Source organism: Streptomyces sp. NPDC044033 (assembly GCF_056434425.1).
On the sequence record NZ_JBWKFF010000047.1, the window covers coordinates 1 to 17252 of the forward strand.

Annotated in this window: 13 protein-coding genes; 7 read left to right on the plus strand and 6 right to left on the minus strand. The window is 69.8% G+C overall.

The features are described from left to right. Window positions 1–389: 389 nt before the first annotated feature. Together AC07AB_RS39620 and AC07AB_RS39625 are read right to left on the minus strand one after the other, a co-directional pair. On the minus strand, window positions 390–1658 hold the full coding sequence (locus AC07AB_RS39620; protein ID WP_478577430.1) for an acetylxylan esterase family protein: 1269 nt from the start codon (window positions 1656–1658) through the stop codon (window positions 390–392). A gap of 358 nt (window positions 1659–2016) precedes the next feature. Next, on the minus strand, window positions 2017–2532 hold the full coding sequence (locus AC07AB_RS39625) for a MarR family winged helix-turn-helix transcriptional regulator (RefSeq protein ID WP_478577433.1): 516 nt from the start codon (window positions 2530–2532) through the stop codon (window positions 2017–2019). A 138-nt stretch (window positions 2533–2670) separates the two neighbouring features. On the opposite strand from AC07AB_RS39625, the gene AC07AB_RS39630 reads away from it, so the two are divergent. The 4 genes from AC07AB_RS39630 to AC07AB_RS39645 all read left to right on the plus strand — a co-directional run bounded on the left by AC07AB_RS39630 (window position 2671) and on the right by AC07AB_RS39645 (window position 6983). Continuing rightward, window positions 2671–3321, plus strand: coding sequence for an FMN-dependent NADH-azoreductase (locus AC07AB_RS39630; RefSeq protein WP_478577436.1), 651 nt, complete (start codon window positions 2671–2673; stop codon window positions 3319–3321). A 287-nt stretch (window positions 3322–3608) separates the two neighbouring features. Continuing rightward, window positions 3609–4955 (plus strand): PucR family transcriptional regulator, encoded by a 1347-nt coding sequence (locus tag AC07AB_RS39635; RefSeq protein ID WP_478577438.1) that lies wholly within the window; start codon window positions 3609–3611, stop codon window positions 4953–4955. 279 nt (window positions 4956–5234) lie between these two features. Next, window positions 5235–5729 carry a flavin reductase family protein gene (locus AC07AB_RS39640; RefSeq protein ID WP_478577441.1) on the plus strand — a complete coding sequence of 165 codons (495 nt, stop codon included), beginning with the start codon at window positions 5235–5237 and terminating at the stop codon, window positions 5727–5729. Between the two features lie 39 nt (window positions 5730–5768). After that, entirely contained in the window at window positions 5769–6983 is a 1215-nt protein-coding gene (locus AC07AB_RS39645) for an acyl-CoA dehydrogenase family protein (RefSeq protein WP_478577444.1), read from the plus strand. 260 nt (window positions 6984–7243) lie between these two features. Here AC07AB_RS39645 and AC07AB_RS39650 read toward each other — a convergent pair whose 3' ends face one another. Continuing rightward, entirely contained in the window at window positions 7244–8212 is a 969-nt protein-coding gene (locus tag AC07AB_RS39650; RefSeq protein ID WP_478577446.1) for an alpha/beta hydrolase family protein, read from the minus strand. 879 nt (window positions 8213–9091) lie between these two features. Next, window positions 9092–10285 carry an MFS transporter gene (locus AC07AB_RS39655; protein ID WP_478577449.1) on the minus strand — a complete coding sequence of 398 codons (1194 nt, stop codon included), beginning with the start codon at window positions 10283–10285 and terminating at the stop codon, window positions 9092–9094. 104 nt (window positions 10286–10389) lie between these two features. Between AC07AB_RS39655 and AC07AB_RS39660 the strand changes: the two genes are divergently transcribed. Continuing rightward, window positions 10390–10998 (plus strand): TetR/AcrR family transcriptional regulator, encoded by a 609-nt coding sequence (locus AC07AB_RS39660; RefSeq protein WP_478577451.1) that lies wholly within the window; start codon window positions 10390–10392, stop codon window positions 10996–10998. Window positions 10999–11324: 326 nt separating this feature from the next. On the opposite strand, the gene AC07AB_RS39665 is transcribed toward AC07AB_RS39660, so the two are convergent. Then, window positions 11325–12347 carry a S66 peptidase family protein gene (locus AC07AB_RS39665; protein ID WP_478577454.1) on the minus strand — a complete coding sequence of 341 codons (1023 nt, stop codon included), beginning with the start codon at window positions 12345–12347 and terminating at the stop codon, window positions 11325–11327. Between the two features lie 574 nt (window positions 12348–12921). Continuing rightward, a complete protein-coding gene (locus tag AC07AB_RS39670; RefSeq protein WP_478577456.1) occupies window positions 12922–13833 on the minus strand; it encodes a phosphotransferase family protein in 912 nt (303 codons plus the stop codon). A gap of 443 nt (window positions 13834–14276) precedes the next feature. Here AC07AB_RS39670 and AC07AB_RS39675 point away from each other — a divergent pair, with 443 nt between their 5' ends. Further along, window positions 14277–15494, plus strand: a complete 1218-nt coding sequence (locus AC07AB_RS39675) for a cytochrome P450 (RefSeq protein WP_478577459.1) — start codon at window positions 14277–14279, stop codon at window positions 15492–15494. Window positions 15495–15546: 52 nt separating this feature from the next. Further along, window positions 15547–16752 (plus strand): MFS transporter, encoded by a 1206-nt coding sequence (locus AC07AB_RS39680; protein ID WP_478577462.1) that lies wholly within the window; start codon window positions 15547–15549, stop codon window positions 16750–16752. The last annotated feature ends 500 nt before the right edge of the window (window positions 16753–17252 follow it).

The following is a 17252-nucleotide window of genomic DNA, read 5'->3' on the forward strand; positions in this document are numbered from 1 at the left end:
GTGGGGGGTTTGGGCGGGTATGTTTTCCCTTTTCACTTCGAAGTGGATCCCCCGTTTCTGCCCGGGGGCGGGGGACCCCCCCCCGCCCCCCCCCCCCCCCCCCCCCCCCCCCCCCACGACCATGCCCACTATGCCGAGCAGCGCGCAGCATATGGCGACGAACGGGGAGAGGAGACGGCGCATTCAAGCCTCCGTATTGAGAGGGATGGGACCGGCTAATTATGGGGCAGGGGGCAGTTCGGCCCGTCCGGCGCAGCGTCATCGTCTCTCCAGGCGTCATTTCCCCTGAGTACCTGGTCCGCGCACTGGCCAGGCTGAGTGACGTCAGCCTGACCGGCTTCCTGCCCCCACGCCGGCCCCGGGCCGTGAACGAGCCGGTGGATTCCCGCCTACCGCAGGGAGTGGAACCACCGCACCACGGCGGCGGTTCCCGATTGTTGGGCGCCCAGGTGGCGGGAGCCTTCGTAGTCCGGACTGCCGAGTCCGACCAGCGCGGCATCGAGGCCGCGGGAGCGTAGGTCGGCGTGGCAGTGGGTGGCGTTCGCGGTGACGGCCTGCTCGTCCTCGTCGGCGTAGTACAGCCGGACCGGAGCCTGCGGCGACCAGTCGGTGCACACGCCGTCGGCGACTCGCAGGGCTGCCGCCAGCCGGCCGGTGGGGTGGGCCAGCATCGCCCGGCCTCGTGATGTGAGAAGCGCGTCGAGGGAGTCAGGGGTGCCGGCCGCGACTTCCGGACCGGTGTGGGTGCCATCCAGCAGACCCTCGATCGTCCGGTCGTACGGAGCCTGGAACACCTGGGCCGGCGTGTCGTACAGATGGTGCAGGCGGTTGAAGACGACCAGCGTCAACGCCGAGTAGAGCACGCTTGCCTTCGGCGCCGTTCGCCCGGCCAGCAGCACGGGCAGCTGCGCGTCCCGGAACGCGTATGCGCCGCTGACGGGTGCCACCGCGCGTAACCGGAACCATCCGTCGGCGCCGTCCTGCAGCGACCGGGCCAGTCCCAGTGCCGCTGACGCGCCCTGCGAGAAGCCCGTGGCCAGCACCTCGCGCCGTAGCTCCCGCCCCTTCGCTCGCACGACGGCGCGGGACGCGCGCAGCATGTCCAGGGCGGCCGTCGTCTCCGAAGGCACGTCCATCCACGGGTGCGGGCCGGGGCCCAGGCCCAGCCCGAGATAGTCGGGGAGCACGGCGGCGAACCCGGCGGAGGCGTAGGTCAGGGCGGGGGCCTGGTGCCAGACGCCGGTCGAGACGGAGGCGACGTTTTCCTTGAACAGTTCGGTGCCGTGCGTGAATGACACGGCTCGCAGCCGCCGTTCGCCGCTCCGGGGGAGGGCCAACAGCCCGCTGGCGGTGGTGGGCCGGCCGTGGGGGTCCACTGTGCGGTACACGATCCGGAAGGTGTCCAATCCGTACCGCACGGCGCCGGTGTCCCACGCCCCCGCTCTGTCTCCCGCCAGTTCGGCCGTGACCTGTCGACCGGTCAGCGTCCGCAGGTGCTCGACCGACACGAGCCTGCCCCGCTGCGTGTTTGCCGCGACTGGCGCCATGGCGACAGTCCGGGGCTCTACGGCGCCCTGTGCGACCACGGCCGTCGCGCCGCTCGCAGCCAGCGCCACCGATACCGCCGAGACCATCAGTATCCTGCTCATTCGCTTCATGCCGAGACCGTATGTATCTCCCGGCACGGCTGAACATCCGGTCAACCAGCCATCGGGCATGGGGCTTTCCTCAGGGATGGTTCGATGTTTCCTCACCAGTGACCTGGGCGACTTGGAACGGGCGACGGCCGGACGGCTCGACTATGTCGCCGCCACAAGGGAGAAGCGGAACCTTTCTGCCGACACGCACCGGCACTGGCCCCGAGCGTATTTCAGTGGACCGCGACCGCCGACGAGATCCTGACCAGGCTCCGGCCTGCCCAGATCACTATCAAGGAACTCAACGCGAACAGCACCAAGCGAATCGATCAGGATCGCGGGGCGCCAGAACGTCGGCACCGGCTTCCGGCTCATGGCCTTACTCCGGTGTGACGTGCGCGCTCCCGGTGAAAGTCTCGTCGAGGAACCGGACCGTGCCGGGTGAGGCCACCAGCAGGATCTTGCGCAGAGCGTTGCGCAACTGGCCCAGTTCCTCGTCGGTCAGGGCGTCGACGACCATGCGCCGGACCTCGCGAACGTGGAACGGAGCGGCCTCGGTGATCTTCTCGTAGCCGGCGTCGGTGAGGACGGCCTCGACCGAGCGGGAGCTCTCCGAGCAGTTGCGCCGTTCGACCCAGCCGGATTTTTCGAGTCGGCCGACCGCGTGCGACAGGCGCGACTGGGAGCCGTTGGCCATCTGCGCCAGCGTGGCCATCTGCATCGCCCGGTGCGGAGCGCCGGACAGGCCGGCCAGGATCGAATACTCGAAGAAGTTCAAGCCCGAGTCGCGGCGCAGCTGGGTGTCGATCACGGCGGGCAGCTGCGTGATCGCGCCCGTCAGTTGCATCCAGGCGTAGAGCTGCGTTGGTGTCAGCCAGGGTGCGTCCTCACTCATGCCCCCAGCTTAGTGGATTGAAAGTTCAACTCCAGCGTGGCACCATCGCCCTGCGGGTTGAATGTTCAATTCGCGGCTCGCGCCGGGCCGGGGGGTCTGTGCGCGCTCACGACAGGACGAACTCCAAGGAGTTTCCCCATGACCCTCTTGCGTATCGACGCGAGCATCCTCGGCCCGATCTCGGCCAGCAGAGAGCTGGCCGACCTGGTCCTGGCCGAGTGGACCGCCGAGCGCCCGGACGCGAAGGTCGTGACCCGCGACCTGGGCACCGACCCGCTGCCCGCGGACGCGTGGGCGATCGCCGTGGACGCCGAGCACAACACGCCCGAGGGCCAGCGCAGCGACGCCCAGAAGGCGGCCGGAGCCCTGGCCAAGGAGGTCCACGACGAACTGGCCTCGGCCGACGCCGTAGTCCTCGCGTTCCCCCTCTACAACTGGGGCGTTTCCGCCCACGTGAAGAACTGGATCGACCTGGTCATCGCCGGGGCCGTGGTCGCCGGGGGCACCTCCGGTGACCGCATCCTGGACGGCAAGCCGGTCGTCCTACTGACCACCCGTGGCGGCAACTACTCCAAGGGCACCCCGAAGGAGGGCTGGGACCACAGCACCCCGTTCCTGCGCCGCGTCCTCGCCGACGCCTGGGGCGCGGAACTCACCGTCATCGAGCGTGAGTTCACCCTTGTCGGCATCAAGCCCGAACTCGACCGGTTCGCCGAACTCGGCGCCCAGTTGAAGAAGGCGGCCCACGAGGCCGCCACCACAGCCGGCAAGGCCCTCGCCGCCGGCTGACGTTCACGGTCGGGACGGCGGGACTGCCTGACGACAACACCCGCGCTTGCCCCGCCCGGCGAGCGCGGGCGTCGGTTCTGGGGCTGAGACCTTCACCCTGGTAGCGCCGATGCGAGCGCCCAGTAGGCGATGCGTTCCTCCCCACGGTCACGGCCGCCGCCCGCGCCTTCAAGGACCACTGGACGTGGCCGGTCCGGATCGTGCGTGAGGCAAACACCCCGACACAGGCGCACCAAGTCCGCGGCGCGCGTGATGCCGTCGCGATGTCGTAAACCGGAGGAGGCAGTGTGACCGAGACCGGTCGGTGGCGGCCGCGGCGGGCCTGGGCCGCGCTACTGGGCCCGCGGGAGGAGGTCGACGTCGATCGCGCGGCCTCCTCGCGCGCGGTCGTCGAGGACGCCGTCGCGCGCGTCGGCGCGAACCCCGTGCGCTGGGCGATCGAACTGAGTTCCGTGGTCGTGCGTCGGATCGTCGACGAGGTGCCGGCCCTCGGCGGTAGCCCGGCCGCGGTCGAAATGCTCCGCCGAGGCAATGAAGCGACCACCTTGCGGGCGTTGTTCACCCTGGTGGAAGGCCCGGCCGCCGCCCCGCCCGTCGATGAGGCGACCCTGGAAGGCATCCGCGAGTTCGTTCGCCGGGCCGTACCGCTCGAACAGGTGCTGCAGGGCGTCCGTATCGGTCACGCGGCGACCAACGAGGCGTTCCTGCGGGCCTGCGTCGAGCGGGTCGACCCGGACGTGGCGGTCGATGAGGTCACGGCGATCTCCCGAGAGCTGTTCTCGTACGTCGATGACCTCTCCGACACGATGATCCGTACCTACCTCGTGGAGTACGAGGTGTGGAGCACCAGCGCGGCCGCGGCACGGGCCGGCATCGTCCGTTCGCTCCTGAGCGACGCCGCGACGCCGGACGTCGGCGAGGCGTCGCGGGCCCTCGGCTACGACCTGCGGCGGACCCACGAGGCGGTGGTGGTGTGGTCGGACTCGCCGAACGGCGGCTCCACGCTGCAGACGGCGGCGGTCGAGGTGCTCCGAGCCCGGGGCGCCGGCACGACGCTGGTCATACCCGCGGCCTCCGGACGGTTGTGGGCGTGGGGCACTGTGCCTCCGGACGGCACACGCCGGACCGGTTCGTGGGAGGCAGTCACGGAGGCACTGTCGCGCCATCGGATACAGGCGGCCTTCGGGACCCCGGTCGACGGCGTCGCGGGCTTCCGCCGCTCCCACCGTGAAGCTGAACGCGGGGAGAGTATCGAGCGGCTGCGGCGCGATGCCGGGCGGGCTCCGAGGCGTGCGACCGCCTACGACGACGTCGCGGCCATCGCGCTGCTGGCCACCGATCTCGACGCGGCCGGTGACTTCGTGCGACGTGAACTCGGCGGTCTCGCCGCCCGCAGCGCACCGGTACAGGCACTGCGGACCACGCTGTACCACTACATCGGCGCCGAGCGCAGCCTCGCGGATGTCGCCCGACGCCTGCACGTGGCCAGGGGAACCGTGACCTACCGCGTGAAGCGGGCCCAGGAAGTGCTGGGGTACGGCCTCGATGACCGCCGCTTCGCCCTCCATACCGCCCTGACACTCGCCGAGGAGCTGGGGGACGCGGTCCTCCTGCCGCGCGATGTCGAACGGTGAGCCCGCCGCGCAGACCGCGGCCCGGTCCGGACCGGATACCGCAGGCGAACGGCCGTAGGCAAAGGGCTGTAGGCGAAGGGCTGTAGGCGAAGGACCGCAGGCCGGGCTCGGCAGGCGAGGCACTGCCGCCGAGGCACGGCAGACCAATGAGAGGCCGGGATGTTGATCCGGCAGACCAAGCGGCCGCTCCGGAAGCCGCAGTTCAATTCGTGTGTCGGGCGTGGTGGTCCATAAGGCCACGCAGTCCGACGCACGGACTCGAACGCCGGGAGGCGCATGATGATCGACCGAGAGACCTTCGTCGAGCTGATGAGTGGGGTGTGCTCCCCGGTCACCGTGGTGACGGCGATGACCGCCGACGGGCTACCGAACGGCAGCACCGTGTCGAGTTTCACCTCGCTCTCGCTCGACCCACCGCTGGTGAGCTTCGCCTTGGACCGTTCCTCCGGGCTGCTGGCCCACCTCCAGCCGGGAGACCGGGCGGGGGTGAACATCCTCGGCGCCCACCAGCAGGAGCTGGCATCGACGTTCGCCCGGCGACGCCGGGGACCGGGCCTGAAGTTCGCGGGCGTCACCTGGACCGTACGCGCCGGGCTGCCCTACCTGCCCGAGTCCGCCGGCTGGACGGCGGGACGCGTCGAACGCCACGTCGACGGCGGTGACCATGTCTTGCTCGTCGTGCGCGTCGAGGAGGCCGAGTCGACTTCCAAGGCCCCGCTGATCTACGCGCGCCGAGTCTTCGGCACGCACTCCCTTCTCGCCGCCGCGAGCTGACCCATACCCCGCACGACCCCTGACACCGGAGTGACGACGATGAGCATCATCATGGACGCCCCCCACACCACCGACGCCGCGCGTGCGCTGCGGGCCGACCTTGTCGAACGTGCCGCCCTGCTACGGCCGTTGCTGGCCGGCAATGCCGATTCGACCGACCGCGAGCGCGGGGTGCCCGCGGAGAACATCAGCGCCCTGGCCGAAGCCGGTCTGCTGTCGTTGATGCGGCCCGCCCGTTACGGCGGTCTGCAGACCGACTACCGAACCCTGTTGGAGGTCGGCCGCGAGGTCGGGCGCGGCTGTGGTTCCACCGGCTGGGTGGCCGCACTGCTCAACGCCAATGCGTGGTTCGTCGGCCTCTTCCCCGCCCGGGCCCAGGACGATGTCTGGGCCGACACCCCCGACGCCCGAGTCGCCGGCGTCGTGACCCCTTCGGGTACCGCGCGCACTGTCGAAGGCGGGTACCGGGTGAGCGGGCGCTGGGCCCCCGCCTCCGGGTGCGCCCACGCCGACTGGGCGGTCCTCGGGGTCGTCCGGCCGGACGCCGAGGGCACGTCGGACGCCGTCGGCATGGTGCTCGTGCCGACGCCGGAACTGACCGTCGAGGACACCTGGTTCGTGGCGGGCATGCGCGGGACCGCGTCGAACACGCTCGTCGGCGAGGACCTGTTCGTACCCGCGCACCGCTTCCACTCCGTCCCCGATGCCGTCGAGGGCCGCTACGCCACACCCTTCACCGACGAGGCGCTCTACCGGGCGCCGTTCGTGCCGGCCGCCGCGCTCGTACTGACCGGGCCCCAGCTCGGGCTGGCCGCGGCCGCCGTCGACCTCATGAAGGAGAGGGCCCCGCGACGGACGTTGACCATGACGAGCTACGCCTCTCAGGCCGAGGCGCCTACCGTCCAACTCGCCCTCGCGAACGCCGCGTCGCTCGCCGACTCCGCCCAACTGCACGCCTACCGCGCGGCCGCCGACATCGACGAGGCCGCGCGGGCCGGGGGGTTCCCCGACTACGACGCCCGGGCACGGATGCGCATGGACGCGGGGACCGCGGCGGTCCACGCACGTGAGGCGGTCCGCAGCGTCTGCTCGGCCCAGGGGGCTGCGAGCTTCGGCGAGTCCAACCCGTTGCAGCGCATCTGGCGCGACATCGAGACCGGGAGCCGTCACGCCGTCCTCAACCCCGAGGTGGCCGCCGAGATCTACGGGAAATCGCTGTTCGGCATCCGGGGCACGGTGTCCGTGATGGTGTAGCCGCGCTCCCCGCGCAGTGCTCGCTCCTTGTCTTCGTCTTCGTCATCATCGCGGTCGACGGCGTTCGGTCGCGCAACGGCCGCAGGCCGTCGACCGGCTGGGGGCGGTGAAGGCGTAGCGGGCCAGGACGTTCACATTCCTGTGGTTGAGCGGGAAGTCACGCGGTTGTCCCTCCGTAGCCGATCTCGTGCCCCTCGGCTCTGAGCGGGACGGCGGCCACATCGATTCGGGCCTCCCGGTCGAGGAGGCTGTGCGGGTGCTTACTTGGATTCGACTCGTCCGACCGGGTCGGGGCCGCTCGCCAGCGCTTCGCGTGCGATCTGCCAGCTGTTGTCGCCGGGGTGAAGTTCTGTGCGGAGATAGGCCGTGGTGAGCCGCCCGACGGCGGCGACGCGCTCGGGGCTCTCGTCGGTGGTCTCGGCAACGTCGTATCCCGACACCCCGCCGAGTGCGTGCCCCGCGCCGAACAGGGTGAGCAGCGACTTGGGGCCGGAGCCGAGGGCGTAGGGGTCGGCATGCCAATCCGGCCCCATGTCCGTGAAGTGCCGGGAGTCGTCCTCGTCGCCGGCGACGACCAGCGTGGGCGTGGTCATCGTGGAGAAGTCGGTGGTCCGGAGGACGGGGAGCGTGTCTGCCACGGGCCCGTTGAGGACGTCGCCCCGACCGGGCGCGGCCAGCAGCACACCCGCCTTGATCCGGGGCTCGGTGAGGTTCACTTCCTCCCCGTTGTCGGGGTCGGTGACCCGGGCGCCGAGCAGGAGGCTGGAGGTGAAGCCGCCGAAGGAATGTCCGGCAACGGCGACCTTGGTGTGGTCGATCCGTCCGGCGAGCAGCGGCACGGCCTTCTCGATCACGTCGAGCCGGTCGAGGATGTGCGTCATGTCCTCGGCGCGCGAGCGCCAGAAGAAGGGCGCTCCGGCTGCGTCGGCGACCAGGTGGCTCAGGGTCCTGGAGGTGAGGTGGGTGGGTTGGATGACGGCGAACCCGTGTGCCGCCCAGAAGTTGACGAGCGGCGCGTAGCCGTTCAGCGAGGAGAGGTTGTTCGAGGGGCCCTGGCCGTGCGAGAGCAGGATGACGGGAAGTCCCGTGCCGGTCGCGGGTGCTGAGACGCGTATCTGCATGTTCACGGGACGTCCAGGTACGGGCAGCTTCACCGGACTGAAGGAGAGGACCGGGACGGGCTCGCCCAAGGTGTCGGTGACGGTGGCGGTGTCAGTGGAGGCGTTCACGGTGCGTTGGTTCCCCTTCTGTGAGCCTTGCGCCGCCAGCCGGTCTCGGCGGACCGGCGGCGGATCGGGCGGTATAGGTCGCCCCGCTTCGGCTGAACCAAAGCGGAACGTTGCTCCAGTTAGTATCCGGATCGACGTTCCGCTTTGTCAAGGGGTGCCGGAGGAACCGCGATGACGGCGACGCACGCGGGGGAGGACCGGCGGCCGGGTCGAGTGGGGGCTCCCGCAGTGCTGTCGGGCGCCCGTAGCCCCGGACGGCGTGCACAAGGCCAGCGGCGCACCCAGCGCGCACGGTATCGGTCGAGCCGAGGGCGATCCGCATGCACCAGATGACTCCCGAACAGCCCATGGCGCAGGGACGCGAACACTTCGGAAGCGACGAACGGCGGCGGCCCGAGAGGCGGCGGGGGAGTGGTGAAGGCCCCGTACCCGGCGACGGTGAGTACGGGGCCTTCGTGTGGAGCGCCCGGCGGTATCTGCACTTGCGCTTCCCGCCGAATGGCGGGCGTTGCCTTTTCCTCGGACCGTAGACGTGTGACTCCAGTGTCATGCAACGGAGTTACTGACATGGTCCCGCAAGGCCCAGCGCGCTCAGGTTGTCGCGAGCGGTGATGCGGTCGGGCAGTGCGAGCCACCCCGGAGGTGTCGGGGGACGGGCCTGGGGTCTCTGCAGGGTTACGAGGCGGGTGCGGCGACGGCCGCGGTCTAGTCTTTGGGGGCTGAGTCGCGGAGCGGAACCCGGGTGTTACGCGGGGGCGTTGGGGGCGTACGGAATGCGTTGGGCCGTATATCGGTGGTGCGAGACCCGCACGTCAGCGGAGGGAACGCCCGGTCGGCACGGACCGGCAAGCAGCCGGGAGCGGGCCGTCCAATTCTCGATCACCGTCCTGTGGGGAACGCCGCGCGCCGACCGAGGCCGACCGTGACCAGTGCCATGAGCGCGAGAACGATCATCCCGATCGGAAGGGCCGACGCGCCCACGCCCTCGACGAGGACGGCCCCCACCGCGCCGCCCGCGAAGATCGCCAGGTTGAAGGAGGTCGTCAGCATGGCGTTCGCCGCGTCGGCGTTCTCACCCGCGGCCTCGCCCATGGCCGTCTGCAACTGCGTCGCCGCGCCGCCGAACGCGAGACCCCACAGGATGATCGCGAGCAGTACGAACGGGGTGGACTGCTGAGCGGCGATGAGAAGCGCGCCCGCCGCGATGAACAGGATCACGCTCACTATGGTCAGCCTGCGCAGTGCGCGGTCGATGAATACGCCGGTGATCCAGATCCCTGCGAGGGCGGCGATGCCGAAGACGAGAAGTGTGATGTCGGGCCTGAGCGTGAGGTGCATCTGCTGTAGGTACGAAGCGATGTAGGTGTAGAGCAGGTTGTGCGCGAGCATCCAGACGAACACGACGGCGAGGATGGTCACCACGCCGGAAATGCCGAGCACCCGAGTGAGCGGAGCGCGTGTCCGCGCCGTCTGCCCCGGGGCGTCGGGCACGAGGAACTTCGCGCAGATCATGACGATGATGCTGACCAGTGACATCGCGGCGAAGGACCAGCGCCAGCCGACCGTCGAGCCCAGCCAGGCGCCGAGGGGCGTTCCGACGGAGAGCGCGATCGGGGTTCCGGTCATGGCGACGGCGAGGGCGCGTCCCGCGTGTTCGGGTGCCGCGATGCGCCGCGCGTACCCGGCGAGCATGCCCCACAGCAGGCCGGAGAAGGCCCCTGCGGCGAAACGGGCGGCAAGGGCGAGGGCGAGTGACGGCGATACGGCGGTGACGGCATTCGCGATGAGGAACCCGAGCAGACCGGTGAGAAGGAGCGGCTTCCGTCGCATTCCGCGCGTCAGCGTGATCGCGGGGATCGCCGCCAGGACGGTGCCGATCGCGTAGGCGCTCACGAGTTGGCCGGCACTGCCTTCGGAGACCGCGAGTCCGGCGGCGAGCTGCGGGAGCAGCCCCGCCGGCAGCGTCTCCGTCATGATCACGATGAATCCGGTACACGCCATCGCCACCAGCGCCGGGACGGGGAATGGTTTGTGCGCGCGCTCGTGGACCGGCGTGGGACGCGTGGTGGTCATCGAGGAGACTCCTCCAATAATTAAGGATCGAACGATCCGATATTGACGGAGGTGCCGCCGGACGTCAAACTGGATTAATCAGTCCGCAATAGAGGAGGTTCGCCATGAACCCCGTCGGTCGTCCCCGCGTCTTCGACATGGAGGTCGTCCTGGAGGCCGCGATGCTGCTGTTCTGGGAACAGGGCTACGAAGCGACATCGCTGGCCCAGCTCCGCGAGGCCACAGGGCTGTCCTCCGCGAGCCTGTACGGCGCCTTCGGCTCGAAGGAGGGGCTGTTCGAGAGAGCCGTCGAGCACTACATCACCGGACCGGGCAGCGTCACCGATGTCCTGGCCGACGAGGCGATGAGTCCCCGTGAGGTCGTTGCCCGGCTCCTCCACGGGTCGATCACCATGCAGACCGACACATCCCACCCTCGTGGATGTCTCGTCGCCCTCTCGGGGACGGCCCGGGCGCCGGGAGCGGGGGAGATCGGAGCGCGAAAGGTGGTGGCCGCGCGCCGCGCGGCCGACCGCGCGCGTATCAAGGCGTGCGTCGTACGCGGCATCGCCTCGGGAGAACTCGCCGAGAACGCCGACCTGGAAGGCGTCACGTCGATGATCCACGGCTTCTTGCTCGGCGTTTCCACGCAAGTGTGTGATGGCACGCCGGCGGGACATCTGCACGCGGCGGCCGATGCCGTGCTCGCGAACTGGGACGCACAGGGGCGCTGAGGTCTCGGGCGTTCGGCTCGTCCCGCAGGCCCACGTGTCGGGGGACGAGGGGCGGCGCCTCCACGTGTGGAGACGTGGGCGAAGCCGAACCGCGGGTAGTGCGCCGGGTGTCCGAGGACGGGGTCGTAGTGCCGGCCCACGCCCTCGGCTGCCTTGAGGGCGGCGCGGGTGTCGGCCGAGCCGGCTCCGCCACACGCACACCGAGGTCGGCGGCGGTCCGGGCGCCCGCGCGTCCGCACGCGAACCGGTACACCCCAGCCCCGCGCGGCTGACGTCACTCGCCGCGCCCAGCCGACCGCCGCCCCGGTCAGCCGACTGCCGACCCGTCAGCCGACCGGGCTCGGTATCACGTGCGGCCGGACCGCCGGTTCGAGCAGCGACAAAGTCCGCTGCCCCGCATCGAGACCGGCACGGACACCCACCGGCATCGGCAGATTCGGACCGGCGTGTCCGAACTCGACGTTGCCCAGTACCGGGATGTCACGGTCGCCGAGGACATCGAGCACGATCTCGGGGAGTGTCGGTGAAGCGTCGGACGAGTCCAGCCCGCCGATCGCACGCGGCACGCCGACGACCATGCCCGCGATGCGGTCGAGGATGCCGCAGTGCCGCAGTACGTGCAGGTCGCTCCACACCCACGACGCCTCGCCGCCCATCTCTTCCCAGAACAGCACCGCGCCGTCGAACCAATCGAGCGGCAGCGCGAAACGCGTCGCCTGTGCCCGCATGATGCGATTGAGCACCCCGCCGATCAGCGGCCCTTCGGCGCGCCCGGCACGCCAGCACTCCCACGTCGGCCCGGTCGGCAGCATGCCGATCGCCTCCGCGCCGGTCAGGAGAGTTGAATAGAGATCCTCCAGCACCTGCCTGCGCGCCGAGGGCGCAGCCTGCCACGCCTCGCCGAGCCCGGGCGTGGCCAAGTCGGCGTGGAACCCGACCAAACCCGTGCGCGAGTAGAGCACCAGATGCAGCAGCGAGATATCGCTGTACCCGAGAATCGGCTTGGGGTCGGCCCTGATCGCCTCGACGTCGATCAGATCGAGGTAGCCGAGCACCGTCTGCCCACCGTCATGCGCGATGATCGCGCGCACCTCGGGGTCCCGCAGCAGACCGTTGAGCTCGCCCGCGATCTCCGCCGCCGGGGCCGAACTCCACCAATGCCTCCGCCCGGCTTCGAGCAGCGGCGCACGACGTACCCGAAACCCCATCTGCTTGAGCACGTCCTCCGCCCGCTCAAGTCCTCGCACGTGGTCGGCGTCGAGCGGCCCGGACAGCGCCGCGATGGCGACAAGATCTCCGGGTACCAGGGCGCGAGGTCGAAGCGGCATGGACGTTGCAGCAGGAGTCATCGAGGCAGTATCTCGGCACCCCCGGCAACACGCTACACATTTGTCGAGCAGGCCAGTGCGGCGAGCGAGCAGCCCTGACGCGATCTGCCACGCACCGCCCTCGCTCTCCGGACCTCGCTCTCCGGACCTCGAACACACCATGGCTGATCAGCCAATCGGCCGACGCGACACCATCGATCGCGCGCTCCTGCACAGAGCCTCACGCCGACCCTGCCAAGAGAAGCAGCCCACGCGCCGATCAACCACGAGGTCTGTCCCGTCAGGGCCACGCAGATGACGCCCAGGACTGCCTCAGCTGAAGAGGTCAAGAAGCGGCAGCAGAATCCGCTGTTCGCACTCGACTTCGTGTTCCGGCCCCAGGCGAGCCTGATCGTGGTGTCAGCTGGGAGGCGACCAGGCCCGGCGGGCGGCCGAGCAGGGGCAACGAACGGGCCGGCTATGCAGGTTGGTGGCAGGCGGGGGCTGTCACACACCACGGGAAATGGTCATGGCGGGCGATGCGGCTGTTCGCATCACAGGCAAATCACAGGCAGAAGCGGTGCGCCGCCGTGCCCGCGCCCCAGACGGCCGCGGCTCAGCCAAGCGTGTCCATCAGGGCGGTGACGTAGGCATCCAGCCGCTCCTCCACAGCTCGCGCCGTCAGCTCTGTCCTCCCCGCCTCCCGCCATGGCCGCGCCACCAATCGCACCTCTTCTGAGAACGCCAGCCCGTCCCGCACCTGCCAGTACAGCCGCTCGCTCGCGGCCGCTGCGAGCACTCCGCCGGCCTCCTCGTACGCTTCGGTGAACCGCAGGCCCCACGCCGGCCCGTGCAACAGCGCGAGATTGGTGGAGCAGTGCGCGACATCGAGGTCCGCCGGGCCCCAGGAGGACTGCGCCCAGTCGACGACGCCGGCGATCCGGGCGTCTGCCGGCCTCGCGGGCGGCACGTCGAACAGCACGTTGCCGGGCTGGAAGTCCCGGTGCAGGAACCGCCCTTCGTAGGGCGGCGCGGGCTTGCGGATCACGTCGATCGCCGCGGCCCATACCGCCGCATCGGCGCCCTTCGGAACCACGACGGTGTCGGCGGTCGTCAACGCCACATACTTCCGGGGCCGTTTAGCGGGTCGCAAGGCGTGGATCGCCACGAGTTGACGGGCCAGCAGAGGGACGCGCGCCTCCAACCCCTCATCATCGAGGACCGTCCGGCCCGCCAGATGTGTCATCAGGAGCGACGGATACTCGCAATGCGCGGCGGTCGGATCGACCGCGACCAAGCCAGGAGCCGGCACGTCGGTCCCCGCGAGCAGGGCCAGGGCGCCGGCCTCCCTGTCCAGCGAGTCCTCAGCGTGCTCCACGAAGAACGGGTCGACGAAACTCCGCAGCACCAGGTGACGGGTGCCGCCGTCCCGCCTGCTGATGGTCAGTCGCCGCATTTCGGCGGTGATGCCGCCGTGCAGAGCCTCGGTTTCAACGATCCGTTCGCCGACCTCCAGGTGCCGGCTCACCCAAGCCAGAGTCAAAGGTCGGACAGTCGCTGTCTCATCACGGTCGGTCACCGTGCCAGTCGATCATCCGGACGACGGCACGCGCAAAGGATATTCGTTGGAGGCGACGGCGGCTCTGCTCTATTCCTCGTACCCGCTCAACGGTGCGTCTCGAAGCCACTACCCCCCGGCGCGACCCTGGTACGGGTGCCGGCCGAGATGTCGGAGCCGCCGTACGCCGCCCAGAACCGCGCCGAACACACGGAGCTCACGGTCGAGGCACCGCATTCGACGGCCGTCGGCTGATCAACCTCGGACTCACCCGAACCGGCAGCACCTGGAGGATCAAAGACGGCCTCACATGAGGTCAGAGACCAAGTCCGCAGAGACACGAACTCACAGCGATATTTTCGGTGATCTTCTAGGATGGCTGTTCCAGCACCAACGTGCGGACTGGAGGAAGTGTGGCTCTCACCGATCTGTCCGACGCGGAAGTCCTGAAAATCCCTCAGGATTTCCCCCCTGGAAAACTTTTCACCATTCCGCCGGTCCTGGCCGAACTGCGGGACCACCGCCCGCTGTGCCCCGTACAGATGCCGAGCGGCAACCGGCTCTGGCTGGTCACCCGTTACGCGGATGTGCGTTTCGTGATGCACGATCCGCGGTTCTCCAGAGATCTCGTCTTCCCCGGGGCTCCCCGGATGGCGGGTGACGACCTCACCTCGGTCGAGGGCTCGCTGTTCAACATGGAGGGGTCCGACCACACCCGTCTCCGCACCGTGCTCGCCTCCGCTTTCACCCGCCGCGCTGCCGACGGATGGCGCGCCGCCACGCAGGCCCACGCACACGAACTGATCGACCGCATCGAACGCACCGGCCCAGGGGCGGATCTCGTCGCTGATTTCAGCGAGCCTCTCGTGGCACGGATCGCCGGTGGCCTGATGGGGATCACCCCGCAGGAGCACGCATGGACACAGGACCGCATCCGGCGCCAGCTGGACCTGCTCGGCAGCCGGGAGCAGATCGCCGGGGCCACCGCCGAACTGGCGGAACTGGCCGGCCGTCTGGTGGACCGGAGCGGGCGGCCGGGCTCTGAGGAGACCGGGCTGGTGGCGACGCTGGCCCGCGCCGCGTGCGAGGAGGTGATCACCCGTCAGGAAGCGGTGAGCACCACGGCGCTGCTGCTGATGAACGTGACCGACCCGCTCGTACCGCCGCTCACCGTCGGCATCATGACCCTCCTCCTCCACGCCGACCAGCTGGAGGAGTGCAAGCGGGACGCGGAGCGCTGGCCGGAAGCGGTCCGGGAGGTGCTGCGCTACCACAACAACGGCATCACCAACTTCCCGCGGGTGGCGCTGGAGGACATCGAGTGCCACGGCGGCCGGATCACCGCCGGCGAAGGCGTCATCACCTCCGCCCTCGCGGCGGCGCACGATCCCCGCGAGTTCGCCGACCCCGGTGTCTTCGACATCGGCCGGAGCGAGAAGGGATCCGTCTTCTTCGGCGCGGGACCTCACTTCTGCCTCGGATCGGCGCTCGCTACGATCGTTCTGGCGACGGCCTACGCGGTGCTGTTCGAACGCCTCGGCGGGCTGCGGCTCTCGGTCGAACCGCATGAGGTGAGACGAGCGGACGACGGCTTCTTCGCCTGCCCCGAGAATCTTCCGGTCACGTGGTGAGGGAGCGCCGCGCCGCCGTGCTCTGCCCCGGGCCCTGTGCCCGGGGCAGAGCATGACGTCCACCGCGCGGGACGCCCGCCACGACACCGGCGGCCGCATCACCCGCCCGACTCTGCTGCTGATGGCCACCGCCACCGGGCTGTCGGTGGCCGGGAACTACTTCGCGCAGCCCCTCCTCGATGTCATCGCCGAGCGGTTCGCCATGAGTTCCGCGACCGCCGCGCTCGCCGTGACCACGAGTCAGGTCGGCTACGTCTGCGGGCTGCTGCTGCTCGTACCCCTGGGCGACCTGCTGGAGCGCAGGCGACTGACGGTGACGCTGTGTGCTGCTACCGCCATCGGTCTGGCCTGCGTCGCCATCGCGCCGAACACCGTGGTGCTCTTCACCGGGCTCGCCGTGACCGGCCTCTGTTCCGTCGGCGCGCAGGTCATGGTGCCCTTCGCCGCGACCATGGCGGTACCTGAGGCGCGCGGCCGGGCGGTGGGTACGGTCATGGCCGGGCTGCTGCTGGGCATCCTTCTCGCCAGGACGGCCGCGGGCAGCCTGGCGGAGCTGAGCGGCTGGCGCACCGTCTACTGGGTCAATGCCACGCTGATGATCACGATGGCGCTGCTGCTGCGGCGCGTCCTACCGCGCTTCCCCGCCGCCGGGCACACCCGCTACCTCGCCGCGTTCCGCTCGATGGGCCGCCTGTGGTCGCAGTATCCGGTGCTGCGCTGGCGGACTTTGACGGGCGCGTCGAGCTTCGCCGCGTTCACGGTGCTGTGGATCTCACTGACGTTCCTCCTGTCCGCTCCGCCCTACGGCTGGTCGGCCCAGGCCATCGGCCTGCTGGGGCTGGCCGGAGCGGCGGGCGCGGCAGCGGCTTCGGTCGCGGGGCGGCTGGCCGACCGCGGACTGGTGCACACCGTCACCCTCGCCGGGGCGGCCCTTCTGCTGGCCTCCTGGGCGCTCCTGGCACCCGCAGAGCATGGGTTCGTCTGGCTGGTCGCCGGAATCCTGCTGCTGGACCTGGCCGTCCAGGCGGTGCACATCAGCAACCAGAACGTGGTCTACGCGCTGGAACCGGAAGCCCGCAGCCGTCTGAACTCCCTCTACATGACGGCCTACTTCCTCGGCGGCGTCGCCGGCTCCGCACTCACCTCCGTTGTCTGGGCCCACGCGGGCTGGATTTGGGCCTGCGCACTGGGCGCCGTCTTCAGCACCGTCGCCCTTCTGTCCTGCCTGATGGAACGCGTACCGCACCGCCGCTCCTGACCGCTTCGGGAACTGGTGCGCAACGGACGCCTACGGGCCGCTCAACAGGCATGGCGCGTGGCTGCCGATCCTCCCGGAGGTCTGCGGGCGATCCGGTATGCCGGACTGGATCTACGGCGGATCGATGAACGAGTTCCCCGCCTTCGCCAAGGCGACGCGTCGCCTGGACCACGACAGCTAGGCGGTTATGGCTGCCGGCATCGACGCGTGGTGCAACCTTCCTCGGGGCCGCGGCCAAGCGCGACCAACCATGTGCCCTGAGCACAACGCACCAACCCGCGCACGGCGTTGGCCGCAGGCGGTGCACAGGCTCCGAACCAGCCCACAGCCACACCTCGATCCTGCGCCACGTCTGCTGAAGGCGGCCAGTTTCGTCCGTTCCATACATCCGAACAAAAAATAGCCTGAGGTTCCCCCGCTGTGCGGGAGGTGCTGATCAGCTGGTCAGAGTGGGTTGATGGATGTCCAGGTTCGTCGGTTCAGCCGTCGCCTGCTTGGTG

What these genes read in the sequence shown, in the direction of transcription:
- AC07AB_RS39620 (WP_478577430.1), bottom strand. Translation starts at nt 1,658, where the DNA reads ATGAAGCGAATGAGCAGGATACTGATGGTCTCGGCGGTATCGGTGGCG.
- AC07AB_RS39660 (WP_478577451.1), top strand. Translation starts at nt 10,390, where the DNA reads ATGAACCCCGTCGGTCGTCCCCGCGTCTTCGACATGGAGGTCGTCCTG.
- AC07AB_RS39665 (WP_478577454.1), bottom strand. Translation starts at nt 12,347, where the DNA reads ATGACTCCTGCTGCAACGTCCATGCCGCTTCGACCTCGCGCCCTGGTA.
- AC07AB_RS39640 (WP_478577441.1), top strand. Translation starts at nt 5,235, where the DNA reads ATGATCGACCGAGAGACCTTCGTCGAGCTGATGAGTGGGGTGTGCTCC.
- AC07AB_RS39680 (WP_478577462.1), top strand. Translation starts at nt 15,547, where the DNA reads ATGACGTCCACCGCGCGGGACGCCCGCCACGACACCGGCGGCCGCATC.
- AC07AB_RS39625 (WP_478577433.1), bottom strand. Translation starts at nt 2,532, where the DNA reads ATGAGTGAGGACGCACCCTGGCTGACACCAACGCAGCTCTACGCCTGG.
- AC07AB_RS39655 (WP_478577449.1), bottom strand. Translation starts at nt 10,285, where the DNA reads ATGACCACCACGCGTCCCACGCCGGTCCACGAGCGCGCGCACAAACCA.
- AC07AB_RS39645 (WP_478577444.1), top strand. Translation starts at nt 5,769, where the DNA reads ATGAGCATCATCATGGACGCCCCCCACACCACCGACGCCGCGCGTGCG.
- AC07AB_RS39630 (WP_478577436.1), top strand. Translation starts at nt 2,671, where the DNA reads ATGACCCTCTTGCGTATCGACGCGAGCATCCTCGGCCCGATCTCGGCC.